This window comes from Rhizobium leguminosarum (assembly GCF_019798305.1).
In the GTDB taxonomy this organism is placed as follows: Bacteria; Pseudomonadota; Alphaproteobacteria; order Rhizobiales; family Rhizobiaceae; genus Rhizobium; species Rhizobium leguminosarum_U.
Genome location: NZ_JAAXDD010000006.1, coordinates 341,099 through 366,526 on the forward strand (window position 1 = coordinate 341,099; position 25,428 = coordinate 366,526).

Sequence of the window (25,428 nt, forward strand, 5' to 3'; positions counted from 1 at the left end):
CCCGGATTTTGATGACCCTGGATGCGGTTGGCGGCGTCTGGCGCTATGCGATGGATCTCGCCGCCGGGCTTCGGCGCCAGGGGATGGAAATCGTCTTTGCAGGTCTCGGCCCCGCGCCGTCGGTAACGCAGACCGCAGAGGCGAAAGCGCTGGGACAGCTGGTGTGGCTCGATGCCCCTCTCGACTGGATGGCGTCGAGCAGGGCCGAAATATCAGCCGCGCCCACCGAAATCTCCCGCATCGCCAGTGATTATCACGTCGATCTGCTGCATCTCAACCTGCCATCCCAGGCCGCCGGGATCGACACGCCGCTGCCCGTAGTCGTCGTGTCCCATTCCTGCGTCGTCACCTGGTTTGCCGCGGTGCGCCGGACGCTGGTGCCGCCGGATTGGGGATGGCAGCGCAATGCAAACAAAGAAGGTTTCGACCGCGCCGATGCCGTCCTTGCGCCAAGCATGAGCCATGCGGATGCGCTACAGGCCGCCTATGGTCCTCTCTCCCGACTGAAGGTTGTTCACAACGCAAGCCGCGTCGGATCCGACCAGCGTCCCAAGAAGACTTTCGTCTTCGCGGCCGGTCGCTGGTGGGACGAGGGCAAGAACGGGGTCGTCCTCGACAGGGCGGCAGCAGCAATGCCCTTGCCCGTCGTCATGGCAGGCTCTTGCTCAGGTCCCAATGGACAGCGATTGCAGCTCAATGACGCCGACGATCGTGGACCGCTGCCCTATCCGAAGACCATCGCCTTGATGCAGAGCGCGCAAATTGTCGTATCGCCATCCGTTTACGAGCCCTTCGGCCTGACCGCTCTCGAGGCGGCGCGATGCGGCGCGGCTCTGGTGCTGTCTGATATCCCAACCTATCGCGAGCTTTGGGATGGGTGCGCGCTGTTCTTCGATCCGCATGATCCCCAGTCCCTGGCAGCAGCGTGCATGCGCCTCTGCGAAGACGAGCAATTGCGCGCGGAACTCGTGGTGCGATCGCTGGAGCGCTCGCGAGCCTTCAGTTTAGAACGCCAGGCGGCATCGATGCTCGAAACATACGCGCGACTGATGAACGACATTTTCACCCCGGCAGCGGCGGAGCAATCATGAAATTCCTGTTTTACACCCATTCGCTTGTTTCGGATTGGAACCACGGCAACGCTCACTTCCTGCGCGGCATCATGCGGGAGCTGACACGCCGCCATTACGAGGTGCTAGCGCTCGAACCCGAGGAATCCTGGAGCCGGAGCAACCTGCTCAGCGATCAAGGGCCGAGGGCGGCCGAAAAATTTCACGAGACGTTCCCGCAGCTTCGTTCGCAAATGTACGGACCGCATTTCGATCACGAGGCGGTGATCGCCGAGGCCGACGTCGTTGTCGTCCATGAATGGACGGAGCCGGTGCTGGTGGAACGGATCGGCCGAGCCCGGCGCAGCGGCGCCGATTTCACCCTGTTGTTCCATGACACACATCACCGCGCCGTGTCGGCAAAGAGCGACATCGCCGGACTGACGCTTGAGGATTATGACGGCGTGCTCGCCTTCGGCGAGACGCTGCGGCAGCGCTATCTGCAGGCCGGTTGGGGCAAATCGGTCTTCACCTGGCATGAGGCGGCTGACGACGCGCTGTTTTATCCGAGGCCGGAGATCGAAAAGACAGGCGATCTCATCTGGATCGGCAATTGGGGCGATGGCGAGCGCTCCGCCGAGCTGAGCGAATTCCTCGTCCGCCCCGCGCGTGAGCTCGGGTTAAAGACGACCGTTCGCGGGGTGCGCTATCCCAAACAGGCGCTTGACGCTCTTGAGGATGCAGGGATCGCCTATCGCGGCTGGATCGCCAATGCAGAGGCGCCGCTCGCTTTCGCCGCCCACAAAGCGACCGTGCATATTCCGCGGCGCCCCTATGTCGAAAACCTCCCCGGCATTCCGACGATCCGTGTCTTCGAAGCGCTGGCCTGCGGCATCCCGCTGATCTCAGCACCCTGGCATGATGCCGAGGCGCTTTTCAGGCCGGGCAGGGATTATCTCGTCGCCGAGAATGGCCGGGAGATGACGCGCCTGTTGCGTGAGGTGCTGACGGACGATGCTCTCGCGGCTGCGCTGGTCGCAGCCGGTCTCGAGACGATCCGGGCGCGGCACACCTGTCGGCATCGCGTCGATGAACTCTTCTCCATTCTGGAGCAATGCGGCACGGCGGGCGTCGTCGGCCAGCTGCCAGCCAAGGAGGCTGCCGAATGAAAATCGCCTTTTACGGATCAAGCCTGGTTTCCGCCTACTGGAACGGTGCCGCCACTTATTACCGTGGCCTGCTGCGCGCTCTGGCGCAGAAGGGCTACGACGTCACCTTCTACGAGCCCGACGTCTACGACCGGCAGAAAAACCGAGATATCGATCCGCCGGAATGGTGCAAGGTCGTCGTCTACCAAGGCACCATCGAGGCGCTGAAGGAGGTGACGGCGGCTGCGGCCGAGGCCGATATCGTCGTCAAGGCCAGCGGCGTCGGTTTCGAGGACGATCTCCTGCTGCAGGAAGTCCTTCGCCATGCCAGACAAGGGGCTCTGAAAATCTTTTGGGATGTGGATGCGCCGGCAACGCTCTCAGAGCTGCGGCAGAGCCCCGAGCACCCGCTTCGCAAATCCCTGGGCCGGATCGACCTCGTCCTCACCTATGGCGGCGGCAACCCCGTGGTCGACGCCTATCGCAGCCTCGGGGCAGCCGACTGCGTGCCGATCTATAACGCGCTCGATCCTCAAACCCATTATCCGGTGCAGGAGGAGGCGCGATTCACCGCAGATCTTGCCTTTCTCGGAAACCGTCTGCCCGACCGCGAAGCGCGGGTCGAGCAATTTTTCCTCGAACCGGCTGCCCACCTGCCGCAGCAAAACTTTCTGCTCGGCGGGTCCGGCTGGAGCGACAAAGCCATGTCGTCGAATATCGTTCACATCGGGCATGTCCCGACCCGCGACCACAACGCTTTCAACGCGACGCCGAAAGCGGTGCTGAATATTTCCCGCGCCAGCATGGCGGAAAACGGTTTTTCGCCGGCAACCCGCGTTTTCGAGGCCGCCGGCGCCGGCGCCTGCCTGATCACCGACTACTGGCAGGGCATCGACCTGTTTCTCAAACCCGGCGACGAAATTCTGGTGGCGCGCGACGGTCAGGATGTCGCCGATCTTCTGACCGGCCTGACATGGCCGCAGGCCAGGGCGATCGGACAGCGGGCGCTGAGACGCGTGCTTGCCGAACATACCTATAGCAATCGCGCCGAGACCGCTGATGCCATCTTCCGCGCCCGGGCCACGCGAGCGGAGGCTGCCGAATGACCAGTCCTCTTGATATCGTCATCCTCGGCCTCTCCTTGTCGTCGTCCTGGGGCAATGGCCACGCAACGACCTATCGCGCCCTCATCGGCGGCTTGCGCGCCGAGGGGCACCGGGTGCTGTTCCTGGAACACGACGTGCCCTGGTATGCAGCGCATCGAGATCTTCCAGACCCCGACTTCTGCCAGCTCGTCCACTACAGCGACATCGATGAGATGATCGAAAACCATGCCGATCGTATCAAGGCGGCGGACGCCGTGATTATTGGGTCATATGTCCCATCCGGCGTCACCGTCATCGACAGGATCGCGGCCCTCCAGCCGCGACGGCTGTGCTTTTACGACATCGACACGCCGGTCACACTGGCGAAGCTCGACCGCGGCGACGAGGAGTATCTGGCGCGCCGACAGCTTGCGATCTTCGACGCCTACTTCTCGTTTTCGGGCGGGGACGTGTTGACGAGGCTCGAACGTCGGTACGGCGCACGCAAGGCGATCGCTCTCTACTGCTCCGTCGATGCGAGCCGATACCGGTCAACCGGCGAAACCTTGCGATGGGATTTCGGCTATCTCGGCACCTATAGCCCCGACCGGCAGCCAACGCTGGAGCGGCTGCTGATCGAGCCTGCCCGGCAGCTGCCGCATCTAAGCTTCGTGGTTGCCGGTCCTCAATATCCTGGGGATATCGACTGGCCGGCAAACGTCGAGCGGATCGAGCACCTGCCTCCCCCTGATCATCCGAGCTTCTACAGCCGGCAGCGTTTTACGCTGAACGTCACTCGAAGCGACATGATCGCAGCGGGCTGGTCGCCGAGCGTGCGGTTGTTCGAGGCCGCTGCCTGCGGCACGCCGATCATCAGCGACGACTGGCGCGGCCTGGACGAGCTCTTTGCTGATGGTCAGGCAATCGTCATCGCCAAGGGATCGGAGCATGTGATCGACGCCCTGACGAAAATCTCTCCCGAGGCGCGTCTTGCGCTGGCATCGGCCGCCAGGGCGACGGTGCTTGAGCGCCATACCGGCGAGGTGCGGGCTCGTGAACTCGCCGCCGCCCTGCGAGAACTGCCAGGAGAAGGGGTGAACGACAGCGCCCCCGAACCTCAATCCATTTCAGCCTAGGAGACGCATGATGCTGCAAAGGACGCGAAACGGAAGAGTGAAGACTGTGCTTGTCGCCGGAGGAGCCGGTTTCGTCGGCTCGCATTTATGCGATGCGCTGCTTGCCCGCGGCGATCGGGTAATCTGTGTCGACAGCTATATCACCGGATCGCAGGACAATATCCGGCCGCTGATCAACCATCCGAAGTTCCGTCTGATCGAAAAGGACATCTGCCATCTGGATAGAATCGACGAGCCTTTAGACCAGATCTACAATCTCGCCTGTGCCGCATCGCCCCCACAGTATCAGGCAGACCCGGTGCATACGATGATGACCTGTGTTGCCGGCACCGGCAATCTGCTTTCGCTGGCCGAACGGCACCGCGCCTCGTTTCTGCAGGCGTCGACGAGCGAGGTCTACGGCGATCCCGTCCAGCATCCGCAGACGGAGGACTACCGCGGCAATGTCAGCTGCATAGGCCCGCGCGCCTGCTACGACGAGGGCAAGCGGGCGGCGGAAGCACTTTGCTTCGATATGCTGCGGACCGGCAAAGTGGACGCACGTGTCGCCCGCATCTTCAACACCTATGGGCCACGTATGCAGCCGAGCGACGGGCGGATCATCTCCAATCTGCTGGTACAAGCCATATCAGGCGCGCCGCTGACGATTTACGGAAGCGGCGACCAGACGCGCTCCTTCTGCTTCGTCAGCGACCTCGTTGCAGGTCTGATGGTGCTGATGGATGTCGATCCCAATCCGGCCGCCCCGGTTAATCTCGGCAATCCCGGCGAATTCACGATCAACCAGCTGGTCGACATGGTGATGGCCATGGTGCCGTCGACTTCGATTGTCGTCCACAAGCCGCTGCCGCAAGACGACCCGCAGCGCAGACGGCCCGACATTTCGCGGGCAAAAGACCTTCTCGACTGGCAGCCGACGGTCCCGCTTGCCGAAGGTCTGCGCCTGACGGCCGATTGGTTCATCGCCACGGCTCGTCCTGACGGCGGCTTCGATGGGGCACGGGTCACGCGGCGCTCGAACTGGCGGCAACGTGCAAAAACCGGACGCACCGCGATCGGCGTCTGACGTGTGAGCGATGAATGACAAAGGAGAGCCGAGATGGGTGCAGCACAGCCGACGAGAGATCAGGAGCTGCAAAAGCGGATTCAGGAACTCGGGCCGTGGTTTCAGAATTTGAACATCGGCGGCCACATGACAGCGGCCGATCATTTCCTCGGAGATTATCCCACCTTCAAATGGAAAGGGTTCCAGCATGTGCTGCCGGCCGATCTCAGCGGCCTCACCGTGCTCGATGTCGGCTGCAACGCCGGCTTCTATGCCCTCGAGATGAAACGCCGCAACGCCGCCCGTGTCGTCGGCATCGATTCCGACCTGCGCTACCTGGCGCAGGCCCGCTTCGCGGCGGAACAAGCGGGAGCGGAGATCGAGTTCCGGCAGATGTCGGTCTATGACGTCGCCCAACTGGGTGAAAAATTCGATCTGGTGATTTTCATGGGCGTGCTCTACCACCTGCGCCACCCCCTGCTGGCGCTGGATCTTCTCTATGAACACGCTGTCGGTGACATGATGCTGTTCCAATGCCTCCAGCGCGGCGACGAGCGCATTCCCGACCTTGGGAAAAATTACGACTTTTCCGAATGGAGCATCTTCGACCAGAATATCCGAAGCTCTTCTTTGTCGAGGAACGTTATGCGTCCGATCCGACAAACTGGTTCATTCCCAACCAGGCGGCGGTCGAGGCGATGCTGCGCAGCGCCGGCTTTCGAATCGACGATCATCCGGAACGGGAGGTCTATTTGTGCCGGCCAGGCCAACGCCATTATGCAGTTGAGCCGCCGCCGGCAGCTAAGACCTAAAGACTATCGCTTCTACGGATCGCCATTGCGACAAAGAATGGATTTCAATGAGGCGGAAAGCCTGCCGCAGCATGCGGCGCACCGGCTCCAACCCGCTGCCTGCTTAGCCGTAGCCGAATATCGAAGTGGTTGAGGGTGCCGGGCAGGTTGTCGACCGTCAGAGACGGTTGAAGCAGCGTGATATCCGCCTCCGACAAAAGCGCGCCGATGGCGAAGCTTGCAATCGTCGGTACGAGATTGTGGGCTGGACAAATGGCAGCACCAGCGCTGAAAGGTACGAATCCGACTGTCGGCAAGGTGTCGTTGGGCCCCCAGATACTTGGTTCCATCCGGTTTGCATACGCCAGCTCGGGATCACGGTGAAAGAAGGGCGCGAAGATGATGACGCCCGTGCCGCGCGCCACGGTCCTGTCGCCGGATTTGATATCCTCGGTCAGCTCTCTGAGGATGACGGGTGTCGTCGGCCAGAGGCGCAGAGCCTCGAGCAGGCAACTGCGCGTGAAGGGACGATCAAGTTCGGGATCTTTAACTTCGTCAACGGCTTTGGCCCAGTAGCTCGGATGGCAGGCAAGCAGCGCAAGCGTCCGGAAAACGGCAATTCCAGCAGCGTCGAAGGCAAACAGCCATTGGGCCACCTGATTTTCTAAATCGAAATCGCTGCCTTTCGGCAGCCGACCGATCAGGCTGCCCTCCTCCGGCTGGCGCAGATATTGACCCAGCTGCTGCTGAAACTGCCGAAGCTTGCGCCGATCGATGGAAGCTGCAAAAGCCCAATTCGCCCGACTTCGAAGGTCGTTCAAGGTCTTGGTCAAAGTGACGTCGTTGCGCGCGCGATCGCCGAGTACGATCCGGCGGACAATCCGGAACCAGGCTTGCGTGAAAGCTGACCAATCGAGTTCGTTCCGGCCGTCGGAACCGATGCCGTTCAAAACCTCCAGGAGTTCGGTATCAACGATGGCCTTGAAGCGGGCCGTAGATGGATGCAGCCGGTCCGCGCTTGCCAAAGCATGTTCATGGATCGGCCGAAGCTCGGCTCGCCGCGAGGCATCTGAGATCAGCACGTTTTTCGGTTCGAAATGCGCAAGAGCGGCGCGCTTCTCCCAGGTTGCCGTGGCAAATGGCTGGGGTGAACACTCGAGCACCGTCGAGACGTCGGAGGGGTCGAGCACCAGCAGTTGCGGCCGGAACGGGATAGGCAACAGCAGAGGCGCCCTGCCATATTTCTTCACCAGCCGCTGCATTTGACTGACAGCACCCGTGTCCAGATCCTGCCGCTGTGCCAGGCGTTCCATGATCGGGCGGCGAATGATGACACCTTTGGCAGCCGTCGGAACCATGACAGCCGCAACCACACGCAATGTGTCGATCCAGCTGGCACGATTTATCCGGACGAAGCCGGCGAGTCTTGCGTTCGAAAAGACGGCTTGGTTGCGAGAATTCATGATCCCGAAGCCCCTTGCTGCATGGGATATCCGATCGGCTTTATTTCCGAACCGGGACAACGGCCGATTGTTCCGGCCTGAACACCGATCCTCGATAGACGATGCAACTTGGAGGCAGCGGAACAGAAGCCGGCTCACCGCGTTGTTTCGAGCGCATGAATGCGTGGAGGTCCCATGCCTGACGAACCAGCCGCAACCACCCCTGACCTCGAACCGCGAAAAGGCAGCCCGAGCCCTCGCCTCGACGAGAGCGAATTCAAGAAGCGTTTCCTGAGCCAGTTCAAGGACCGGGCGTACGAAATCCTGGAAGACGAACTCGGCAAAGTCGCCGCGGCTGCCTGGGATGCTTATGCCTATTCGCGAAAGAGCCCGATAACCAGGAAGGCCGGACCGGGCTTTGCCGATCCCGACTATGATCTCGCCGTCGATTGGCTCGCGGCGAGAGACGAAATCCGCGCTGCGCAAGCGCGCTTCGAGGACGAGAGCGCGCCGTCGCGCGTCCTGCTCATCAACGGTTCGTCGCGAAGCGAACATACCTGTCCTGGCGAGCTTTCGAAAAGTTTTCGGATGGTCGAAATCGCCAAGGAGGTGTTTGCCGCCGCCGGCGTCATCGTCACCGTCCTCGACCTCAGTCGCATCGCGTCCGAGTATGGCCGACAGATTCATCCGTGCAAGGCGTGCTTCTCGACATCGGCCGCACTCTGTCACTGGCCGTGCTCCTGTTACCCGAACTATTCGCTCGGACAGACCCACGATTGGATGAACGATATCTATCCGATGTGGGTTGAGGCCCATGGCATCATGATCGTCAGCCCGGTGAACTGGTACCAGACGCCCTCGCCGCTGAAACTGATGATCGACCGGCTTGTCTGCGCCGACGGCGGCAATCCGGATCCGACAAGCACGCATGGAAAACATGCCAAACAGGCGAAGGAGCTTGAGATGCAGGGATGGGACTATCCTCGCCATCTTTCCGGCCGCCTGTTTTCGGTCGTCGTCCACGGCGATACCGAAGGTGTCGAGAATGTCGGCCGTAGCGTTTCGAACTGGCTGACGTCGATGGACCTCATTCCGGCCGGAGCCTTGGCCGAGGTCGGGCGCTACATCGGCTATTGGGAGCCCTACGCCACCAGCCACGACGCCTTCGAAAGAGATGAAGCCTTTCAGGAGGAAGTACGCAATGCCGCCCGGACGCTGTTTGAAGGCATCACGTCACGACGCAACGGCAAGATGGTGACGGCGGGAAGGCGGTTGAAGCAGCCGCGTGAGAAATGAGCGGCAGCTCGACGGGTCCAGACGTGATTGCCGATCTCCTTAGACCCGTCGGGATAATCTACTCCTTGCCCGAACCTGGTTCAGCCATCTTGGCATGCTGATGCGCAAGAATGCTCGCCGGCGTCACATTGGCAACGGCTGCCTGCAGCTTATTCTTCCAGCCGCTCACGACATCTCCCTCGCCGTCCATCATGGCGTCAAAGCCGATCTTGGCGACCTCGGCGGGATCATCCTTCCTTGTCTGTCCGATCGAGGTATCCATGAGGTCGGCGCGCCTGAAAAATTCTGTGTCGGTCGCGCCAGGCATGAGGCAGCTGACGGTCACGCCCGTATCCTTCAATTCCTCGCGCGCAATGCGAAGGAGAAGCTGTTGATGAAAGCCTTCGTGCCATTGTAGACGGCCTGGTAGGAACCAGGCATGAAGCCGGCGATGGAGCCGGTGAGCAGAATTCGACCCTCGCCGCGGCTGCGCATCAGGTTGCCGATCTGTTGGACGAGATAGATGGTGCCGACGATATTCGTATCGACGACTTTCCGGGCCTCCGCAAAATCCTGGTCGAGGAAGCCCTTGCCGAGACCGCGCCCGGCATTGGCCATCAGCAGATCGACCGAACGCCCGGAAGATTCGATGGCTTCCATCAGCCGGTCGACGCCGTCTTCGGTGGAAAGGTCGGTTTCGATCGCCTCGACCGAAGTGCCAAACGCCGTCAGGCTCGCCGCTGCCTGTTGGACGCGTGTCTCGTCGGCGGCGATAATCAGATCATAACCTTCCCGGGCGGTGCATTTGGCAAGTTCATAGCCAATCCCGGTCGAGGCGCCGGTGATCACCGCGAGACCTTTGCCAGGTTCATTCCTATCCATGTTTGTCTCCTAGAGTTCGGAAAAAGCTGAAGCCACCGAACCTCAAAAGAGAAGGTAGGTTCCGGCGAAGGACGGCGTCTCGAACTGTGATGCGAGAGCCCGGCGGATGCGCCATTTGGCTCCCGATGTTCAGCCGTATAAAAGAACGGCTGTATGATGATTGCTGATCGGCGGCTGGTGGTAACAGAAGCGCGATCAGTCGATGAGTTGGTTCCCCAGCAGCGACTGCAGGGTTTCGCGGGCGCGGCTGACGCGGCTTTTCAAGGTGCCAACCCGGCAGCCGCAGATCTTGGCGGCATCTTCATAGCTCGTTCCGGCCGCCACCAGCGTTAGCGCACGGCGTCTGTCGTCGGAGAGGCGGGTCAGCGCCTGTTGCAGCTCGCGCTCGCGAAGCGCCCATTCCTGGCTCGGGGCGATTGCGACTTGCTCCATCGTCACGTCCATTCCGACCGGCTCACGCTGCCGCCGGCGATAGTTGCTGCAGAACGTATTTCGAAGGATTGTGAAGAGCCAGGATTTGAGAGAAGTGCCGGGATGGTAGAGATGAATTGAATTAAACGCTTTCAGCAGCGTTTCCTGCACGAGATCATCGATGTCGTCCTCACTGCGCAGGAATCTTCGGGCAAAGGCGCGCAACGCGGGTGTCAGTTCGACGATCTCGAGCTCGATTTGGGATGTTTCTTCGCAATGTGACGCAGGACGTGGTGAGGATAGAGACGTCATTTTTTCTCTCCTGAGATGAGAAGGAAAGTCCCGAACTGCCGGATCGTTGCTGTGCGATATCGGACAAACATCTCGTTTCGCTCATCGGCAGGCCTCTTCCAAAGCCACAGAACGCACGGAAGATGCCGGGAACCGGTTGCGGATCGTCCAAAGGCATCGCTGAAGGCGACACGATCGGACTCGGAACGACGATCCGGTAAAAATCGTTCCTGCGCGATGCCGCACTACATTGATAACATTCACGTTATTCGAAGAGTTCCGTGTGTACCGGGCCAAACGTCGCGAAAAAACGGGGAAGTGAGGAACAACAAACGGCGACAAATGTTTGAACTGTCGCCGACGGCGACCCACTAGTCGGTCTCGTCCTTGGCCGGACCGAGGTGCCGCCTCCGATATCGGGGCGTCATCTCCGCGCTGAAACGTTCGACCCAGCGAGAGCTCTTTTATCAACACGCCATAGGAGGACTCAATGGCAACCGAGAAGACCCTGAACGATCTGTTCCTCGACACGCTCAAGGACATTTACTACGCCGAAAAACAGATCCTGAAGGCCCTGCCGAAAATGGCCCGCGCCGCCCAGTCGGAGGAAGGCAGGGCCGGTTTCCTGCAGCATCGGGACGAGACGCAAGCCCAGGTCGAACGTCTTGAGCAGGTGTTTGAAATCATCGGCAAGCCGGCACGCGGCAAGACCTGCGAAGCCATTCAAGGCATCATCGCCGAAGCTGATGAAATTATGGAGGAGTTCAAGGGGACGCTTGCCCTCGATGCCGGCCTGATCTCTTCTGCGCAGGCCGTCGAGCATTATGAGATCGCCCGCTATGGCACGTTGATCGCATGGGCAAAGCAACTCGGCCTCAAGGACGCCGTCCCGCTGCTGCAGGCAACGCTTGCGGAAGAAGAGGCGACCGACAAGAAACTCACGCAGATTGCCGAGTCCTCAGCAAACGCCAAGGGAAAGCGAGCGGCCTGATACGGCAACGCGCCTTCACGGCCGCCTCATGGCGGCCGTTCATCGTTCGGCTGTTGCACCCGGTCTCGGCGATAGACGGGAAGCCATCATGCCCCAGTGCTGGATGAGTTCGATATGAGCGTAATCAGTTTCGATAAACTCCGCGACATGCGCGAACGGCCTGACGCTCAATTCGTCCGAACGGACGACCACGGGCAGGTAATGTATCTCTTCGCACTTGAATACGAGATGGGCCTATCGACTTGGTCTGCCAAGATCTGGGCCTATTCATTTGAAGATGCCGAAATGCGGGTGAAGGCGATGCGTGAGAGCCTTGCGGTCTGCGGGCAGATGCATACGTCGATAGGCGCTTAATTGACCAAAACGCAATCGATCGACGATGGACAGCTGGGCGTGGCATAACAGGAATTTATGGAACTTACGCTTTGGGGGCATTGAGGCGGAGCCTGAGTTGGCATCGATATCCGCACCTTCGCTGTCATCACCTGCCCGTCGAATGAGATGATGGCGACTATCTGTGAACGAATGCCGGTCATCCTCCCTCAAAAGGATTATGAGCGCTGGCTTTCTCCTGATCCAAATCCTTCAACCACTGCCGCCCCGCATCGTGAAGATCGTTCCGCAGTATGAAGACTACCGCTTCTTCATCCTTGCGGATGGTCGGATCGTCATCGTCGATCCCGATACTCTTGAGATCGTATACATCATCGAGGCCTAACAGGCATGTCCCGGCGGCGTCTTGCGCGCCGCCGGACGCCGCCAGGCACGAGAGCACGGCTACATGGGATCGACCGCCGCGTCGCCCGCACCAGGGGCGGCGCTGCATAGGGCTTTGATTTTCCTGACCACGCCGCCGCGCCTGATCTGCACATCGGACGATCTGATCGCGCAAGGGTCGATAGTCGGGCATTTTCCGCCTTCTTTCGCTTCTGCCACCGGTGCATCCTTGGCTGAGACCACGCTCTACGCTTTCGTAGCGTAGGTTGCGACCAGCTCCGCTTCAGCCAAGATGTGCTCCGCGTCGCCTCCCATATGGTTCCGACGTCGGGTGAATCGCCGATGCCAAGTGTCGGTGCGTCGAGAGCGGCGAGCCGGAAGCGGTAGCTGCGCGGAGAATCGCCTTCTGGCGGGCTCGGCCCATAGTACCGTTGATTGCCGAAATCATTGGCGGCGTGGGGGCAGGCTTTCGGTGTTGGCGCTCGAAGATCGGCCACGTGCCAGGTGGCGACGATCCTTTGGAATGTCGAACACCCACCAGTGGCGGAAAGCCGAGGGTGCATCCGGGTCCCCGAGCATGAGGGCATAGAAGCATCGTGCTTGGCACAGGACGTCACGCGGCGATCCCGCCTGCCCAAGCACGCAGATCTGCGTTGGTCGAGCCGGGCCAGCCATGGATCAGGAGCAGAGGGCGCTTTCCCAATGAAGCCTCATCCCATTAACTTCCGTCGTGAACTGCGGGTAGCGATTGAGATTTCTGACCATCGCATCAACATCGTAGCGGTCAACCCAATAGGCGCAGAATTCGCGCAGGGTTTGGGGATCACAGCCGTAGGACCAATCGCAATCATCCGGCTGGTCAGGCAATCGATATGATTGCACCCGCGCCTTCAATGCATTGACTGCTGCGGACGGGCAACGCGAACGTCGCGGGTCATGGCTTCACGGAATTGCATGAAGGAAATCCTCCATTTTCTAATTACGGCCGCCCAACCGTTCCGCTGAACGTTTGTTCCAATTTAACCGGCGTCTTTCGCGTCACACCGGTGATGATACCTGCAGCACGATCTTTCCGCGGACATGTTCCTTTTCCAGTCGCGCCTCGGCCTTGCCCACCTCCGTCAGATCGAAGACGGCATCGATATGCGGCCGAACTTTGCCTTCGACGATCAGCTTGCCGATTTCAGCAAGCTGGGCGGCATTCGGCTGCGCCATGAAACGAACCCCATTTGCTTGCCTTTTTCGCGCCTTTTCCTTTGAAGGCTCCGACAAGGTCGAGACGAGGATCCCACCCTTCTTCAAGACGGCCCATGAACGATCCTGCGTTTCGCCGGAAATCAAATCCAGCACAAGGTCCACAGGCTCGACGAGATCTTCGAACCGTTCGTTCTTGTAGTCCACAACCTGATCGGCCCCCAGCGAACGTGCGAACTCGAGATCGCCCTTGGACACTGTGGTTGCGACGCACGCACCCTTGGCTTTGGCAAACTGAATGGCGAAGTGGCCAACGCCACCCGCCCCACCGTGGACCAACACCCTCTGGCCAGCCTTGAGCTTCCCGTGGTCGAAAAGTGCCTGCCAAGCGGTCAGCCCCGCGAGTGGAACGGAAGCCGCCTGCAGATGATCGGTATTGTCCGGCTTTGCGGCCATTTCCGTTGCCTTGACGACTACGAATTCGGCTTGGCCGCCGCGATCGTGGCCGAGCATGGCGAAGATCGGATCCCCTTTTTTGAGCGTGTGCGCCCGCGTCCCGCACAGTTCAACGACGCCGGAGACGTCGCGGCCAAGGGCGATCGGCAAGTTGTCCTGTCGACCACCGCCGTACTGGCCGGATCTGATCTTGTAATCGACGGGATTGACGCTGCTCGCCACGACCCGCAAGAGCACTTCGTCATCGTGCGGTTGCGGGCGCGGCACATCGTCAATGGATAAAACTTCAGGACCACCGAATGCGTGGATCCGAACCTCCTTCATCGTCAGCATCTTTCCATCTCCTTCGCCATCATATTCAGGATTGCGATTGCCCGCGATGCGGATCCTTGCCCCGCCGCCTGGCTGCTTCGTGAGATCTCGGCCGGCTTGTCGTGGCTTTCAGCGCGATTCCCGCGGTGCTCGCCTTTCGACTTCTGATCTGTCGTTGAGCACCGTCACCCTTATGTTCCTTCCATGGCGTCACAAGCGGCCGAAACATGTTTTCATGCAACGCCAGGTACAGGAACCAACGCCACCTCCGGTGGTTAGCCCCAGAACCCGCAAGACTAGCCGCTTGGCATCTGGATGGACGTGCTCGGCCGCTGCACCGCGACGAGCTTTGAAACTCCTGTTGGACATATTTTGTTTCACGCTCATGACGAAATACATCAAAATGCCTCATCTCAATCTCGCCTACGAAGAGGCGGGGATCCGCAAGGAAAGCCAGTCGTGCTGCCCTGTGACCATCCTGTTGGGCGCTGAAGAGTTTATACCGCTGAAGGAGGCGAGGCACGTTAATCACATGTAAAAGGCCACTCGCGGCGATCAATGGAATGTTCCAGGCAGCGCCGGCGCAAACAAGCAAGCCGCTATTTTGCCCAGCAATTCATCAACGGCCTTCCTAACAGCCTGTAAACTTCTGTTTGCCTCCTTCCACGCGCTGGTCCCGCGGATCGAGGAACAACTTCTCTTTCAATTAGTTTAATTGCGGTGCCGGGCCACCAAATCCCGAGGCACAGCGACTCGATGTGAATTCATATTTGCCGGTCTGAACTAAAGCTCGGCCGTACGACGGCGTCAGCCGTCATGGCCAAGAGCGAGCGACGCGATCTGGCGGCTCCGCTGCTCGTTGGATCGCGTTGGCTTCGTGGAAAAACGTACGATCGCCTTTGGGCGATCATGATCGAGCATCGACATTGATTTCGGCAGCGAGCGCCCAGTGAAAGCCTTCAGCCGACGGACAGGAACGTCCCGCCGGCTCGATCCCTAGCTCGCCGTTCCGATATAACGCAGGCACAATGCACTGTCGGAGGTCGATCGGAAGCAATGTTAGAATTTGGAAAGACGATGCCTCCCGAAGAAATGGACGACGTGCTGACGAAGCTTCCGCTCAGAATCGGTGCCTACGTACCCGAGGATATGATCGAGGACTGGTTCGCCCCGGGGACGGGGATGAACCCTGTCAGCAAGATTGCTCTCGACAATGCCGAAGCGTATGGCCGACGCTTCGAATGCGAATTCAAATATTATCCGGAACGCTACGAGGGTATGTTCTGGAAGTTCGTGCCGGCGATGTAGGTTTGCGTAAGGCCGTTCAATTCGACCGCTTCCGCATATCGGATTCAAATTTCCATCTCTTGCAGTCACCGGCTTCGCTTCCGGGCAAGCGCCCGTGCGAAGGCATCTTTGAGAATTGCACGGATTTCGTCGTTCGCCAGGCCCTGAATGGCGAAAGCCCTGCTCGGTTCGGCACCGGGATCTTCTTCCTGATCGCCGACGGTTTCATTTTCGTGCGCCAGCGATTCCAGCGCCTGATGAAACTTTGGATCACCGGCGATAATTGTGATCAGTGACACAAAGAGCCGGCGGTGGGCGTTCAACCGCGCTTCCGTTTCATCTGCCATGTCGCTCATTTGGCGTATTCCTTCATTGGTCGGCGAACGACAGCTTGGAAGATTTGTTCCAGTGTCATGTCTATGGCGGCAAGCAGGATCAAAATTCTTCACAGAGCCGATCAAGAGAGAAGGCCCTGGGATGGATGCCGCCGCCCATTTTGCCGCACGTGGCTGTATTTCGCCAGTACAAGAAAGCGCTCAGCCGGCTTTCACCGGCAGTCACACAAGTCTTGCCCGCGAATAAGCTTCTTCCGCGGCCTTCTTGGCGGCCTGCTCATCGTCCGCCTGCCCGGCCAACGGCATATTGCGATCGATGCTATCGCCAATGGTCACGCGCCAACTCCACTGATGCTGCGCTGAGGGATTTTCGGTGTTGCGGGCAATCGAACCGACATAGTTTCCATCGATGGAAAGATGGCGGATATCTCCTGCGTCCTGTGGTACGATCCATTCGAACTTGCCGGCTTTCTCATCGTCAGGACTCATCGCGAACTCCAGTTCAGCTATGCTCACAGCTGTTTTTGCGGAATCTCGTCTGGCCGGATCACCGGCGTATCACCGACCGGTGGCGCGGGCTCGACGAGATCGCTGTCGCCGGTCCAAGGCGGCTTTAAACGCCATTGCAATCGGATATTTTTCAGTGTCGGGTTTAATTGCCGGCTGTGAATTGTCTTCCGCCGTAGTCGTATTTTGGTTCTGCTGCGGATCCGGCGCTTGGCAGCGATCCGACTGATTGGTGGGCGCTTGGGCAAGAGCTGATGCTGATAGAAGCCCGTCGGCACACATCACGCATATCCGCTTGGCCCAATCGACAATCCTTGTTTCAATGGAGAGCATCTGTCCCTCCTTGTTTCATTTCTGGTGAAAACATACTGGAGGCGGGGATGTTCCAAACTAGCGTTCAGGTGTCATCCTTCACGTCGACTTGAGTGCAGCGGCAGATGGTCTCGGTCGATCCTGGCGTGCAAGCTAAAAACCGCGTCTGGCTCGATGAAAGGCACACAGATTTTCATACCGCGTCCATCGCTCCAGATTGTCGCGAAGCCGCTGTGCACCAGCCAAAAAACTCGGACGAGAATCGCCGTTCTGATGGAACCTCTGCTGTTTCCATGCATTGGACTGCTGTCTCGTCAGCGAGGATGGATTTCCCATGCAACGTCGCGAGCCCTTGATACCACCCGCTGCAAAGAATGTTTTTGAAACAGGAGTTAGCCCTGCTGTTCCCGATCCCTATTTTTTCGAGCTGAATGACGAATTGCCCGACAGGGGCGTTCTGGTCACGTCTGCCGATAAGCTGATCACCTGGGCGCGCACGGGTTCATTGATGTGGATGCAATTCGGGCTTGCCTGCTGCGCGATCGAGATGATGCAGATGGCGATGCCGCGCTATGATGCCGAAAGGTTCGGCTTTGCGCCGCGTGGCAGCCCGCGTCAGTCGGATACGATGATCATCGCCGGCACGGTGTGCAACAAAATGGCCCCGGCACTCCGAAAAGTCTAGGACCAGATGCCGGAACCGCGCTATGTCATTTCCATGGGCTCGTGCGCCAATGGCGGCGCTATTACCACTATTCCTACTCTGTCGTCCGCGGCTGTGACCGTATCGTTCCGGTCGATATCTACGTGCCCGGCTGTCCGCCGACGGCCGAGGCGCTTCTCTACGGCGTGATGCTGCTTCAAAGAAAAATTCGCCGCACCGGTTCGATCGAACGCTGATCCTGAAGCTGTTCACGTAGGACATCGCAACTTCGCGGGGGCAGGTTGATTCTCGGGAGCCCCGAAAGGAGGCCGTTCCATGGACTTATCTTCTGAAGACGTAATTGCCGTTCTCGGACCCGTCGACGAAACCTTGGTTGCCGATATCCTGGCAACAGGGGCTTCCGTTCGGGATCTGGCCGAAGCCTGGGCTTGGGTGAATGCTGACGAAGCGCTGCTGAATGAAGGGCGAAGACTGCCGGCGGGAAAAGTGGCGGAGCTAGTCGATCTGTTGGAGGTCGATGATGAGACACCTTGATCGTCTGGCCCTATGGACTTTGGCTGATCGTTTGGGAGGCCTACCATGCCTCGCTACGGAACCCCCGCCGATGTCGGGGCGCTTGTTTGTAGCGTTTCTCGCCAGCCCGCAACATCGTTGGCTCTATCCACCACGTCGACAATGGTTTCACCGCCCGAGGTCGGGATCAAGTTTAGCGCTGGAGGCAAATCCATCTGTCAGACTAAAGGCACAACGCGCAGAAGAATGACGACAATCCAGCTGTAGTGTGTATTCACAGGTCCGCCTTTCTCCTGAAACCCATTGCCGGCAATTCCTTGGCATCAAATCAATTTGCCCCAGGCAGGATTCCAACGTATACCTTCCGCAAGCTCGACGAAGATGGGCGTGTCGGGCGCTTCCCTGTGCTTGTTCTCGGCCATCAGAAACGCATCGTCCACCTGCAGTTCCTCGCTTGAGAAAACGGTATCCTCCTGCTCGGGGTCGGTGACCTTCCTGATATATCCTCTGATCTGGTCGCCCGAGTGATAGAACTTGATGACAATCGAGCCGATACCCGCCTCGCCTCTCCGATATCGTCGAAACGTACGCATCTCATGCTCCTTTTCTCCTATAGAACCGGAAGCGCCGATGAGGCACGCCGCCCGTTCACGACTTCGAGGCGTGCGCCGGCTTTCCTTTCCGCTTGGTGGATGGCATGTCGCGAAGCTCCTTCTCGCTCATGAAGTCGACCATGCTTTTGGAAGCGTCTTTCAATTCGCTCTTCTTATTTTCGCCGCGCTTCACGGCAAGGGCCGCGCCGGCGGCCATTTGCTGGGATTTTGATTTCGCAGGCATTATGGACCTCCTCCGCAAGCTTTCGGCTTACCCGGCAAATCGCAGCAACGGCATCACGAGAACCGCTGCCACCAGGCCACCGATGAATACCAGGCGCTGCCAGCGGTGCTTCAGGATGATTTCGCCCTGGCGGACATCCTGAGCCGCTAGCTAATGTCGGAGGTTCTGTTTTCTCAGGATCTGCTTTCTTGTCTTCGCTCATTTTGCGCCTCACGTTGCTCCGGCGAGCGGCGATATTACGCAGCCGCCATCTGCCGGCAGCTTTCGGCGCACTTGTGGCAAATCTCGACGCAGTCCGCCATGTCGCCAATCCGCTCGCAATCGGCGGCGCATTCGCTGCAGATTTCCGCACATTCGCGACAGACATGCGGATAGTGCTTCGAACCGATCAGCATAGAATGCGCCGACGTGCGGCAAATCTCGGCGCAGGCCATCATCAGCCTGAAATGTTCTGGCTTGGTATGTTCGCCGCCGACTTCCAGCAATAGTTCATCGCCGTGGACAGGCAGATGCTCTGGCAGCGCAGGCAGTTGTCGACGCATTGCTGCGTCTTGCTGTCCAAATGCATTGTCATCTCCTTTGGTTATTGTGTCTGGTACGTGCCCGTGACGCTTGCCTCCTCCAGTGCATGCTTCTTTGCCTCTGCCCACATCGCGCTTATGCCGGCGGCATCCGGGATCGAGAGCTTCGGCACATCGAGGGCGGCAAGGCGGAAGATGTAGCGATGAGGGCGATCGCCGGGCGGCGGTTGCGGGCCATCGTAGCGGGCATTGCCGAAATCGTTCTTATAAAACCGCGGCGCCCGCTCCGGCGCTGTGTCGGCGCTTTCGGCAAGCGCAGTCCATTGCGCCGGGATATTGGCAATACCGCAGTGACGGAAAGTGCCGTTTGGAGCGTCCGGATCCTCGACGACCAGAGCAAAGCTTCTGGTTTCATCGGGGGCGCCGCTCCAGGCGAGCGGCGGAAAAAGATTCTCGCCCGCCCGCGCATATTTGCTGGGGATTGGTTGATCTTGCGCAAAGGCCTTGCTGATCAATGTCAAAGCCATGACATTTTCCTTTCCTTGTCAGGAAGAGCCGCTTCCTTTTTTGTGTCCGCTTTCCTGATTGAGGCCACGGACCATGTTCCGATCTTCACTCCGAAGATCTGGGTCGGCCTTCAGGTCGGTTCCTTTTCGATAGGCTTCCCTTGCCTGTTCATTTCGATGCAGATCTGCCGCCGCGTCGAACGCCTCGTCGGCATTTGCGGTTTTCTCGCGTTTTTCGATAACGCGAAGTTGTTGCTCATGAGTCTTTCTGCCCGTCATGATATTTCTCCTTCCTTAGCAGGCGTATGCCTTGCAATTCGGTGAATTTGCCCGCGGCCGATCGCTGTGGACGGCTCGACTTTTCTAATCGCATAGTCGAACCTGCCGGCTTTCTCATTGTTCCCTTGGGGTTGGAAAAATGGTGCCTCGGTTTCTGCGGGGCACTCTCGGATTATCATGCCGTAGATACATTCGGCTCTTGTCCCCGGGCGACCTGTCACAGCTTTGCCGACGGACTTTGATTTGCGGTTATTTGCGGCACGCATCTTTCTCGTTTGCTCCCGGAATATCTTTGCGGACCGGTGGTTTTCTTAAATTGTCGCCTGTTGGGCGACAGCCAGCAACGAAGCAGGAGAAAAGCCATGCCAAACCGTCAAATCCCTCAATAAAAGTGCCCTGATGAGATTGCAGGCATGCAGCGAAGCAGTGTTTGAACAGGGAGCCCTGTGGAATCCGACGCGGCAATCTTGAAGTGCTCGCATTAACCTGGAATTTTATCGGAACCTTCAGCCGACAACTGGGTTTGGTAGCTCAAAACATCCCAATCGGTGCTGGCGAAAGGCTCCTCGTGATGTAGATCAGCAGTTTATGTATCTTGCCGAACTTCAGGAGCTTGCAAGCGTTGAAGGGCAAGATGGCCGAGGCGGCGTCGCATCCGGCCTTAAAGGAGGCGCTGGTCCATCACCGCGAACAGACCGAGATCCAAAAAGGACGTCTCCTGTCGCTCTTGCAGAAATACGGAGCCGACCCGACGGCGCATACCGACCAGGCCATCCATTCTGGTTGATGCATTAGAACGGGTCGACGCAGTCGGCAGCCTGAACGCATCCTAAGTCGCCCGTTGGCGGGCGCAAACGGCAGGAGTGAGTTCCAGCTCTCGTCCGAAGAGGAAATTGAAGCGCGACAAAAAATCTCCGTCACTTGATCGCGCGTCGAAGTCACGCTCAATTTGGGAATATGTCCCAGATGCTTGGACCAGCTATCGTCCGAAAAGGAGGCTTCGATGAAGCACCATGCCCTTGAACAACTGCAGACCGTCGCCAGCATCAATCTCGACTACCCGCGTCCGGCACCGGCAATGTCGCGCCGCGAACGCCTTGAACGCTGGGCGGAACTGCTGGAGCGCAGTCAACATCATGCACTTTCAACCCTGCATCAGACGGAATATCAGCCGGCCGGGGAGCGTGCGATCATGCGCGCCGACCATTCGCCGATCTCGGTGGCGTTTGCCGACCCGGTGCTGCGAGCAGCCGGGCTGGAGAACGACAGCTACGGCGAAGCCCAGCGGTTCTTCGAACTGAGTGACAACCAGTTGCATAGACTCCTCTGCTACTGCCACTTCGGGGCGACGGTCAGCGCCGCGACGGCCGCCCGTCATGTCCGTGCACTGATCGCCGCAGGCGATCGGCAAAGCATTTTGGCCAGGCTGCGAAACTTTTTCGTGCGATAGGTCCATTTGTTCGAAGCGCCGTTGAAATTAGCGACGACACGAAGGCAGACGTTGGAGGCCGGTTTGGGTTTACATTGGCCAGCCCGACGATTGTTGAGAGAATGGCGCGCCAGAAGCCGATGTGGTCGAGCGTCATGAGACGGCCACTTCATGGCAATCACTTTCAGTGAACGGCGTCTGGCCGCCGAAGGCGTTATTGTGAGAATATTGGCAAACGGAGGGAGAGGACATCGCGAACGGGCCGGCGCGCCGTAAGTCCCGATCTCTTAGCAGCGCAACAATTTCGGCAAATGATTTCGGCAAATGGATTTACGGGTGGAAAAGACCGCCGAGCGCATCTGGCAGGTCGTTGCTACTTCGGAGAGTGGCGTGAATTGGTTAAAGCGAATTTCGCCGAAATGACAAACGCAGATGAGGATGGCTTCACAACAGACCTGATGGGCGCAAACAGCTTTACGGGAAAAGCGCGCGGCCACGGCTATCGAATTAAATACATCGGTCCAAATAGGGTCGTTCATTTTTGGTCCGCATTCATTGGAGAAGTAAGCACGCTCAGCGGATAGAGTCGGCGAAGGAGTTATCACCCGCCACGCCCGATCCAGAACGGGCGATCGCCGAAGCAGGACGAGATTATTGCCACGCTGGCTTGCGAATCGCGGCTGCACCGGCACAGTCCGCTGCAGCAAGTGGTGCCGATCCGGACGACCGCTTCGAAGACATGGTCCAGAATGTCGATCTCGTCCTTCACACGATCGCTGCCGAGAACCAAGAAGGTCCCGCATCCAGCGACACCATAATTCTCCGCGCGCTCAGAGCCATCTCCGAGAAATGCACACCATATCGGGACCTGCTACAGCGCAGTCGAACTTGCCAGGGCGCACACTTTTCCAGCCGCACATCAAACTTCATACGACGCAGAAGGCGGCCTGCGACACGAGCGAAAAGGCATGTTCCGACCCGGCCGGAGGCTAGGAGGAAACCTGAACCCCAAGGTCTTCCACCTTTGCATCGAACTCGTCCTCGATGTCGTTGATGGTCGGCAGGTGCAGTGCCTTGAGTTCTGCATGAACTTTCTCGGCGGCAGGTGAATTAAGGTCGCGCCGAAAGTTGACGACGACCTCCTGCGCAGAACCGTAGCCGCGATAGCGCTCGATCTCCGATCGGGTCGCGTCCTGGACATGTTCCAACCTGCGTCTCTCAGCCGCCGGTCGACCGTCCGGCTTTGCCTTCATGACCGGATCGAGCGCACGCCTGACAACGAAATTCACCAGTTCCTGTTTTGCATTCCTGGCCATCATCATTCTCCCTTTCGGTTCCAACGAGGCCGCTCGTTAGTCGTCTATCGCCGTGCTAGCCCACGTAGGCACCGCGGCACGGCTTCTCACAGGTTATTGTTCGCTGGCGACGGTAGCCTTAGCGCCGCCGCAGCTTAGGTCGAAACTCCGCAAAAACGCGACCGTTCCAAAAGCTCAGCAATATGCGTGCTTTCGCCGCCATACGGCGCCCGTTCGGCAAGACGAAAGCGGAGTTTGACCCTGATGGACGCGCTGTTCAGGCAGGCTTCCGCCGGAGCCGGTCGCATCGGGCAAAAGCGGGCGTGGTGCTCGCCACTACAGACTTGTTTCCTGTGCGGCTGGCTCAATGGCCGCGGCGCTGCGGAAATAATGCTCTGCATGCTGATAGTAGTTTTCGGCTTCGATCCGATCACCGGATAAAGCTTTTTCGCGGGCAAGAGCGAGATAATGCTCATAACGCTGTTTTGCGTTTCCGGCCATACGGGAAGACCTTTGAGAGCCGGTGTTTGCGGGTGTTTTTTTCAAGCGAATATTAGGGGATTGCGGTCTGTTCATTGTGTGTTTTCAAACCAGCGACGTGGCTTGCTCCTTGGTTATGAATATGGGGCGAGACAGTAGAAGACGCCGAGAGCGCGGCCGTCGCTTTGACCGCGACAATCCCGGGCGACTTTTCGCGGCTGAAACCGATGATGAGCAGTTTCCTAAAAGCTTGAGCCGGAAAGCGCCTGGTTCGGCCGATCATCAGGAAGCATCTTAGTGCAATTACCGTTTCAGTTCAGAAACGTTGCACATGCCCACAAGCGACAAGACCAAACTTGGCTGCTTTGTTTCGGACTGAAATGGCCAGCGGCCCGAAGAATGGCGATGAATTAAAGCCACACATCAACAGTGTGCCTTTTCTGGCGCACGACGCCTCATCCCTCGTCTACAACGGCGATGGCCGGCACATTTCCCTGCTGCATCAATCGCAGGCTCTCTTCCAGGCTCTTGCGATGATGGATTTTTGGAATATCGACGCGCATTGCGCTTACGACCGGCATGTTGGGGCCTTTGTCCTTCAAGCCACGGATCATGCCGTCACGCGTCAGGAGACCTTCAAAACGGCCGACAGAATCGACCACTGGAAATTCGCGTTGTGTTGTCGCAAGCAGCATCTCGATTGCCTCGTCGATACTCGCTAAACGATCGAGCCTTGCGAATTTGGTGACCATGACATCGCTGATCAGAACGCTGCCGGAGATCTCGCGGATCTGCGCATTCTGCGCCTCCGCCGCCGCGGCGAGATAGACGAAAATACCGATAAAGATCAGCAGCGGGTTATAAAAGAGACCGATGAAACCAAAGACGAACGCAAGCCCCTGGCCGATCATAGCGGCAATCTGTGTCGCACGCGACCAGGTAAGATGCGAAGCGAGAGCGGCACGCAGCACCCGGCCCCCGTCCATCGGAAAGGCGGGGATCATGTTGAAGAATACCAGAAAGATGTTGACGCCGGCGAGCCTCGTGAGGAAGCCGATCTTCAGGTCATCGACTTCGATGATCTGCTCCACGCCCACCGATGCGCCGAGCACGAGAACGATCAGCCCGGCGATCGCCAGATTGACGAGCGGACCGGCGATGGCAATCAGCAGTTCCTGATGTGGTTCTTCGGGCATGCGCTCAAGACGGGCGACACCCCCTATTGGCAGCAAGGTAATATCCGGCGTTTTGATCCCGAAGTAGCGTGCAGCGACAATATGGCCGAACTCGTGTAACACGACGCAGGCAAAGACGGATAGGATGAAGGCAATGCCCTGCCAGGCCGCCGGCGCGCCGCCGACCCGATAATGCGCAAGCCATATCCAGACGAGCAGGAGCGCGAAGGTGATATGAACGCGTATCACCGTACCGCCGACCGCTCCGATCTTGAAGGACCAACCCATCAGGCACTCCCTTCCGTTCTCATGAAGATTTCAGACGCAATCCCTGGCTGTAAAACGGCAAATTGACCCGGCAATCCAGGAAGTACAAACGCCTACTGAGAATATCTCCATCGAGACCCGCGCTGATTCACGGGATTCACCGCAGAGTTCCCGTCAACTGCCGCATCTTCGGCGCGACCTCGGCGAGCAGCTGCTGATGACGGTTGAGCACGCCCTCGCCGGCCTCGGCATCGCAGTTATCTGCCCAATGGGTACAAAACGGCACAGGAAGTCGGGATCACAGCCGTAACGCCACCGCTGCCGGCAGCCTCGCGCGGCCATTCAAAGCCGCGAATGCGCGTTCGCAGCGATGCAAGTGCCGAGATATCCCAATGTACACGAAGTCGTTGTCAGGCATCTGCAGGAAACACACAGCGGCAGTTGAAGTTCCGCATTAAGGACATATACGACAGTCAGGCATCCGAAGCAGCCAGGCGGCGGGCAAGGATCTACGGGCAATCGCAATGAGGGTGATTTCGCCGCCGATGTTGCGGTCGGCGGCATCCAGGAACAACCTGCCCGCCGGCATCTCGGCCGCAGCCTATCGATCCGCGCCGTCGACGCCGGCTCCTGCAATGGCTGCGAACTGGAGATGCACGCTCTTGGCAGGGTGATGTCACGTTGTCTGTGGCTTAAAGGTTGGCGGATAATTTGGCGGGGATGAGCGAACCGACCATCAGCTACAAGAACCACCGCTTTCCACCGCAGATTATCGCCCGTGCGGTCTGGCTGTACT

At 58.8% G+C, this 25,428-nt stretch carries 29 protein-coding genes and 8 pseudogenes; 18 read left to right on the forward strand and 19 right to left on the reverse strand.

Annotated elements, in window-relative coordinates; all coding sequences use genetic code 11:
• Positions 1 to 11: 11 nt before the first annotated feature.
• From HFO99_RS13460 to HFO99_RS13485, 6 genes and pseudogenes are all read left to right on the forward strand, one after another.
• Positions 12 to 1,091, forward strand: coding sequence for a glycosyltransferase family 4 protein (locus HFO99_RS13460; RefSeq protein WP_222361738.1), 1,080 nt, complete (start codon positions 12 to 14; stop codon positions 1,089 to 1,091).
• Positions 1,088 to 2,218 (forward strand): glycosyltransferase, encoded by a 1,131-nt coding sequence (locus tag HFO99_RS13465; RefSeq protein ID WP_222361698.1) that lies wholly within the window; start codon positions 1,088 to 1,090, stop codon positions 2,216 to 2,218. The genes HFO99_RS13460 and HFO99_RS13465 overlap by 4 nt, the downstream gene beginning before the upstream one ends.
• On the forward strand, positions 2,215 to 3,303 hold the full coding sequence (locus HFO99_RS13470) for a glycosyltransferase (RefSeq protein ID WP_222334505.1): 1,089 nt from the start codon (positions 2,215 to 2,217) through the stop codon (positions 3,301 to 3,303). Before HFO99_RS13465 ends, HFO99_RS13470 begins: the two co-directional genes overlap by 4 nt.
• Positions 3,300 to 4,418, forward strand: a complete 1,119-nt coding sequence (locus HFO99_RS13475) for a glycosyltransferase (protein ID WP_222361700.1) — start codon at positions 3,300 to 3,302, stop codon at positions 4,416 to 4,418. The genes HFO99_RS13470 and HFO99_RS13475 overlap by 4 nt, the downstream gene beginning before the upstream one ends.
• Before the next feature lie 10 nt (positions 4,419 to 4,428).
• Positions 4,429 to 5,484 (forward strand): UDP-glucuronic acid decarboxylase family protein, encoded by a 1,056-nt coding sequence (locus HFO99_RS13480; protein WP_222361702.1) that lies wholly within the window; start codon positions 4,429 to 4,431, stop codon positions 5,482 to 5,484.
• A gap of 33 nt (positions 5,485 to 5,517) precedes the next feature.
• Positions 5,518 to 6,275 (forward strand): annotated as a pseudogene (locus HFO99_RS13485) (TIGR04290 family methyltransferase).
• Between the two features lie 44 nt (positions 6,276 to 6,319).
• Here HFO99_RS13485 and HFO99_RS13490 read toward each other — a convergent pair.
• Complete coding sequence (locus HFO99_RS13490; RefSeq protein WP_222361705.1) at positions 6,320 to 7,717, reverse strand: cytochrome P450; 1,398 nt, start codon at positions 7,715 to 7,717, stop codon at positions 6,320 to 6,322.
• Between the two features lie 174 nt (positions 7,718 to 7,891).
• On the opposite strand from HFO99_RS13490, the gene HFO99_RS13495 reads away from it, so the two are divergent.
• Complete coding sequence (locus tag HFO99_RS13495; protein ID WP_222361706.1) at positions 7,892 to 8,992, forward strand: flavodoxin family protein; 1,101 nt, start codon at positions 7,892 to 7,894, stop codon at positions 8,990 to 8,992.
• Between the two features lie 58 nt (positions 8,993 to 9,050).
• Here HFO99_RS13495 and HFO99_RS13500 read toward each other — a convergent pair.
• Together HFO99_RS13500 and HFO99_RS13505 are read right to left on the reverse strand one after the other, a co-directional pair.
• Positions 9,051 to 9,853, reverse strand: a pseudogene (locus HFO99_RS13500) (SDR family NAD(P)-dependent oxidoreductase).
• Positions 9,854 to 10,048: 195 nt separating this feature from the next.
• Positions 10,049 to 10,576, reverse strand: coding sequence for a sigma-70 family RNA polymerase sigma factor (locus HFO99_RS13505; RefSeq protein ID WP_222300162.1), 528 nt, complete (start codon positions 10,574 to 10,576; stop codon positions 10,049 to 10,051).
• A gap of 469 nt (positions 10,577 to 11,045) precedes the next feature.
• Between HFO99_RS13505 and HFO99_RS13510 the strand changes: the two genes are divergently transcribed.
• The 4 genes and pseudogenes from HFO99_RS13510 to HFO99_RS13525 all read left to right on the forward strand — a co-directional run.
• A complete protein-coding gene (locus tag HFO99_RS13510; protein ID WP_222361707.1) occupies positions 11,046 to 11,546 on the forward strand; it encodes a ferritin-like domain-containing protein in 501 nt (166 codons plus the stop codon).
• Positions 11,547 to 11,660: 114 nt separating this feature from the next.
• Positions 11,661 to 11,900, forward strand: coding sequence for a hypothetical protein (locus HFO99_RS13515; RefSeq protein ID WP_222334656.1), 240 nt, complete (start codon positions 11,661 to 11,663; stop codon positions 11,898 to 11,900).
• Positions 11,901 to 11,999: 99 nt separating this feature from the next.
• Positions 12,000 to 12,149 (forward strand): annotated as a pseudogene (locus tag HFO99_RS13520) (SOS response-associated peptidase family protein); the annotation flags it as partial.
• Positions 12,130 to 12,264, forward strand: a pseudogene (locus HFO99_RS13525) (DUF1236 domain-containing protein); the annotation flags it as partial. The pseudogenes HFO99_RS13520 and HFO99_RS13525, both read left to right, overlap by 20 nt.
• On the opposite strand, the gene HFO99_RS33920 reads toward HFO99_RS13525, so the two are convergent.
• From HFO99_RS33920 to HFO99_RS13540, 4 genes are all read right to left on the reverse strand, one after another.
• Complete coding sequence (locus HFO99_RS33920) at positions 12,251 to 12,760, reverse strand: hypothetical protein (RefSeq protein ID WP_409994933.1); 510 nt, start codon at positions 12,758 to 12,760, stop codon at positions 12,251 to 12,253. The pseudogene HFO99_RS13525 and the gene HFO99_RS33920 sit on opposite strands and share 14 nt — an antisense overlap.
• A complete protein-coding gene (locus HFO99_RS33925; RefSeq protein WP_409994934.1) occupies positions 12,708 to 12,938 on the reverse strand; it encodes a hypothetical protein in 231 nt (76 codons plus the stop codon). The genes HFO99_RS33920 and HFO99_RS33925 overlap by 53 nt, the downstream gene beginning before the upstream one ends.
• A 3-nt stretch (positions 12,939 to 12,941) precedes the next feature.
• Entirely contained in the window at positions 12,942 to 13,145 is a 204-nt protein-coding gene (locus HFO99_RS33930) for an epoxide hydrolase N-terminal domain-containing protein (protein ID WP_409994936.1), read from the reverse strand.
• 156 nt (positions 13,146 to 13,301) lie between these two features.
• Positions 13,302 to 14,246, reverse strand: a complete 945-nt coding sequence (locus HFO99_RS13540; protein ID WP_261323132.1) for an NADP-dependent oxidoreductase — start codon at positions 14,244 to 14,246, stop codon at positions 13,302 to 13,304.
• 1,056 nt (positions 14,247 to 15,302) lie between these two features.
• Between HFO99_RS13540 and HFO99_RS13545 the strand changes: the two genes are divergently transcribed.
• Complete coding sequence (locus tag HFO99_RS13545) at positions 15,303 to 15,533, forward strand: hypothetical protein (RefSeq protein ID WP_222361711.1); 231 nt, start codon at positions 15,303 to 15,305, stop codon at positions 15,531 to 15,533.
• A gap of 65 nt (positions 15,534 to 15,598) precedes the next feature.
• On the opposite strand, the gene HFO99_RS13550 is transcribed toward HFO99_RS13545, so the two are convergent.
• From HFO99_RS13550 to HFO99_RS13560, 3 genes are all read right to left on the reverse strand, one after another.
• The gene (locus HFO99_RS13550) at positions 15,599 to 15,868 is read right to left on the reverse strand and encodes a hypothetical protein (RefSeq protein ID WP_222299792.1); all 270 of its coding nucleotides are present in this window, start codon (positions 15,866 to 15,868) and stop codon (positions 15,599 to 15,601) included.
• 201 nt (positions 15,869 to 16,069) lie between these two features.
• Entirely contained in the window at positions 16,070 to 16,363 is a 294-nt protein-coding gene (locus tag HFO99_RS13555; protein ID WP_222361713.1) for a hypothetical protein, read from the reverse strand.
• A 42-nt stretch (positions 16,364 to 16,405) separates the two neighbouring features.
• Positions 16,406 to 16,687 carry a hypothetical protein gene (locus tag HFO99_RS13560; RefSeq protein WP_222361714.1) on the reverse strand — a complete coding sequence of 94 codons (282 nt, stop codon included), beginning with the start codon at positions 16,685 to 16,687 and terminating at the stop codon, positions 16,406 to 16,408.
• A 313-nt stretch (positions 16,688 to 17,000) separates the two neighbouring features.
• Here HFO99_RS13560 and HFO99_RS13565 point away from each other — a divergent pair.
• Positions 17,001 to 17,566, forward strand: a pseudogene (locus tag HFO99_RS13565) (NuoB/complex I 20 kDa subunit family protein).
• Between the two features lie 79 nt (positions 17,567 to 17,645).
• Positions 17,646 to 17,864: a hypothetical protein gene (locus HFO99_RS13570; protein WP_222361716.1), complete on the forward strand. Its 219-nt coding sequence runs from the start codon at positions 17,646 to 17,648 to the stop codon at positions 17,862 to 17,864.
• 302 nt (positions 17,865 to 18,166) lie between these two features.
• On the opposite strand, the gene HFO99_RS13575 is transcribed toward HFO99_RS13570, so the two are convergent.
• From HFO99_RS13575 to HFO99_RS13595, 5 genes and pseudogenes are all read right to left on the reverse strand, one after another.
• Positions 18,167 to 18,436: a hypothetical protein gene (locus HFO99_RS13575; RefSeq protein WP_222334519.1), complete on the reverse strand. Its 270-nt coding sequence runs from the start codon at positions 18,434 to 18,436 to the stop codon at positions 18,167 to 18,169.
• 55 nt (positions 18,437 to 18,491) lie between these two features.
• On the reverse strand, positions 18,492 to 18,680 hold the full coding sequence (locus tag HFO99_RS13580; RefSeq protein WP_222334520.1) for a DUF3008 family protein: 189 nt from the start codon (positions 18,678 to 18,680) through the stop codon (positions 18,492 to 18,494).
• 236 nt (positions 18,681 to 18,916) lie between these two features.
• Positions 18,917 to 19,248: pseudogene (locus tag HFO99_RS13585) on the reverse strand (four-helix bundle copper-binding protein).
• A 15-nt stretch (positions 19,249 to 19,263) separates the two neighbouring features.
• Positions 19,264 to 19,728, reverse strand: coding sequence for a YbhB/YbcL family Raf kinase inhibitor-like protein (locus tag HFO99_RS13590; protein WP_222251725.1), 465 nt, complete (start codon positions 19,726 to 19,728; stop codon positions 19,264 to 19,266).
• Positions 19,729 to 19,746: 18 nt separating this feature from the next.
• Positions 19,747 to 19,986 (reverse strand): hypothetical protein, encoded by a 240-nt coding sequence (locus HFO99_RS13595; protein ID WP_020486284.1) that lies wholly within the window; start codon positions 19,984 to 19,986, stop codon positions 19,747 to 19,749.
• A 622-nt stretch (positions 19,987 to 20,608) separates the two neighbouring features.
• On the opposite strand from HFO99_RS13595, the gene HFO99_RS13600 reads away from it, so the two are divergent.
• The gene (locus HFO99_RS13600) at positions 20,609 to 20,773 is read left to right on the forward strand and encodes a ferritin-like domain-containing protein (protein WP_261323133.1); all 165 of its coding nucleotides are present in this window, start codon (positions 20,609 to 20,611) and stop codon (positions 20,771 to 20,773) included.
• 216 nt (positions 20,774 to 20,989) lie between these two features.
• Positions 20,990 to 21,436 (forward strand): hypothetical protein, encoded by a 447-nt coding sequence (locus HFO99_RS13605; RefSeq protein WP_222334521.1) that lies wholly within the window; start codon positions 20,990 to 20,992, stop codon positions 21,434 to 21,436.
• A gap of 266 nt (positions 21,437 to 21,702) precedes the next feature.
• Here the strand turns inward: HFO99_RS13605 and HFO99_RS13610 are convergent, their stop codons facing one another.
• The 4 genes from HFO99_RS13610 to HFO99_RS13625 form a co-directional block, all read right to left on the reverse strand.
• Positions 21,703 to 21,954, reverse strand: coding sequence for a hypothetical protein (locus HFO99_RS13610; protein WP_222361718.1), 252 nt, complete (start codon positions 21,952 to 21,954; stop codon positions 21,703 to 21,705).
• Between the two features lie 450 nt (positions 21,955 to 22,404).
• The gene (locus HFO99_RS13615) at positions 22,405 to 22,731 is read right to left on the reverse strand and encodes a hypothetical protein (RefSeq protein WP_261323134.1); all 327 of its coding nucleotides are present in this window, start codon (positions 22,729 to 22,731) and stop codon (positions 22,405 to 22,407) included.
• A gap of 315 nt (positions 22,732 to 23,046) precedes the next feature.
• Entirely contained in the window at positions 23,047 to 23,286 is a 240-nt protein-coding gene (locus tag HFO99_RS13620) for a DUF4167 domain-containing protein (RefSeq protein WP_222251729.1), read from the reverse strand.
• Between the two features lie 359 nt (positions 23,287 to 23,645).
• Complete coding sequence (locus HFO99_RS13625; protein ID WP_261323135.1) at positions 23,646 to 24,653, reverse strand: site-2 protease family protein; 1,008 nt, start codon at positions 24,651 to 24,653, stop codon at positions 23,646 to 23,648.
• Between the two features lie 547 nt (positions 24,654 to 25,200).
• On the opposite strand from HFO99_RS13625, the pseudogene HFO99_RS33425 reads away from it, so the two are divergent.
• Both HFO99_RS33425 and HFO99_RS33430 read left to right on the forward strand, forming a co-directional pair.
• Positions 25,201 to 25,296, forward strand: a pseudogene (locus HFO99_RS33425) (hydrogenase); the annotation flags it as partial.
• A gap of 56 nt (positions 25,297 to 25,352) precedes the next feature.
• Positions 25,353 to 25,428: pseudogene (locus HFO99_RS33430) on the forward strand (IS6 family transposase); the annotation flags it as partial.

Coding starts and splice junctions, on each gene's coding strand:
- HFO99_RS13540 (WP_261323132.1), bottom strand. CDS start 14,246: ATGCTGACGATGAAGGAGGTTCGGATCCACGCATTCGGTGGTCCTGAA.
- HFO99_RS13470 (WP_222334505.1), top strand. CDS start 2,215: ATGAAAATCGCCTTTTACGGATCAAGCCTGGTTTCCGCCTACTGGAAC.
- HFO99_RS13460 (WP_222361738.1), top strand. CDS start 12: ATGACCCTGGATGCGGTTGGCGGCGTCTGGCGCTATGCGATGGATCTC.
- HFO99_RS13590 (WP_222251725.1), bottom strand. CDS start 19,728: ATGGCTTTGACATTGATCAGCAAGGCCTTTGCGCAAGATCAACCAATC.
- HFO99_RS13570 (WP_222361716.1), top strand. CDS start 17,646: ATGGACTTATCTTCTGAAGACGTAATTGCCGTTCTCGGACCCGTCGAC.
- HFO99_RS13480 (WP_222361702.1), top strand. CDS start 4,429: ATGCTGCAAAGGACGCGAAACGGAAGAGTGAAGACTGTGCTTGTCGCC.
- HFO99_RS13610 (WP_222361718.1), bottom strand. CDS start 21,954: ATGAACGACCCTATTTGGACCGATGTATTTAATTCGATAGCCGTGGCC.
- HFO99_RS13495 (WP_222361706.1), top strand. CDS start 7,892: ATGCCTGACGAACCAGCCGCAACCACCCCTGACCTCGAACCGCGAAAA.
- HFO99_RS13560 (WP_222361714.1), bottom strand. CDS start 16,687: ATGCTCTCCATTGAAACAAGGATTGTCGATTGGGCCAAGCGGATATGC.
- HFO99_RS13575 (WP_222334519.1), bottom strand. CDS start 18,436: ATGCGTACGTTTCGACGATATCGGAGAGGCGAGGCGGGTATCGGCTCG.
- HFO99_RS13510 (WP_222361707.1), top strand. CDS start 11,046: ATGGCAACCGAGAAGACCCTGAACGATCTGTTCCTCGACACGCTCAAG.
- HFO99_RS13595 (WP_020486284.1), bottom strand. CDS start 19,986: ATGACGGGCAGAAAGACTCATGAGCAACAACTTCGCGTTATCGAAAAA.
- HFO99_RS13580 (WP_222334520.1), bottom strand. CDS start 18,680: ATGCCTGCGAAATCAAAATCCCAGCAAATGGCCGCCGGCGCGGCCCTT.
- HFO99_RS13615 (WP_261323134.1), bottom strand. CDS start 22,731: ATGGCCAGGAATGCAAAACAGGAACTGGTGAATTTCGTTGTCAGGCGT.
- HFO99_RS13475 (WP_222361700.1), top strand. CDS start 3,300: ATGACCAGTCCTCTTGATATCGTCATCCTCGGCCTCTCCTTGTCGTCG.
- HFO99_RS13605 (WP_222334521.1), top strand. CDS start 20,990: ATGAAGCACCATGCCCTTGAACAACTGCAGACCGTCGCCAGCATCAAT.
- HFO99_RS13550 (WP_222299792.1), bottom strand. CDS start 15,868: ATGAGCGACATGGCAGATGAAACGGAAGCGCGGTTGAACGCCCACCGC.
- HFO99_RS13505 (WP_222300162.1), bottom strand. CDS start 10,576: ATGACGTCTCTATCCTCACCACGTCCTGCGTCACATTGCGAAGAAACA.
- HFO99_RS13545 (WP_222361711.1), top strand. CDS start 15,303: ATGCCTCCCGAAGAAATGGACGACGTGCTGACGAAGCTTCCGCTCAGA.
- HFO99_RS13465 (WP_222361698.1), top strand. CDS start 1,088: ATGAAATTCCTGTTTTACACCCATTCGCTTGTTTCGGATTGGAACCAC.
- HFO99_RS13625 (WP_261323135.1), bottom strand. CDS start 24,653: ATGGGTTGGTCCTTCAAGATCGGAGCGGTCGGCGGTACGGTGATACGC.
- HFO99_RS13515 (WP_222334656.1), top strand. CDS start 11,661: ATGAGCGTAATCAGTTTCGATAAACTCCGCGACATGCGCGAACGGCCT.
- HFO99_RS33925 (WP_409994934.1), bottom strand. CDS start 12,938: ATGGCTGGCCCGGCTCGACCAACGCAGATCTGCGTGCTTGGGCAGGCG.
- HFO99_RS13620 (WP_222251729.1), bottom strand. CDS start 23,286: ATGAACAGACCGCAATCCCCTAATATTCGCTTGAAAAAAACACCCGCA.
- HFO99_RS13490 (WP_222361705.1), bottom strand. CDS start 7,717: ATGAATTCTCGCAACCAAGCCGTCTTTTCGAACGCAAGACTCGCCGGC.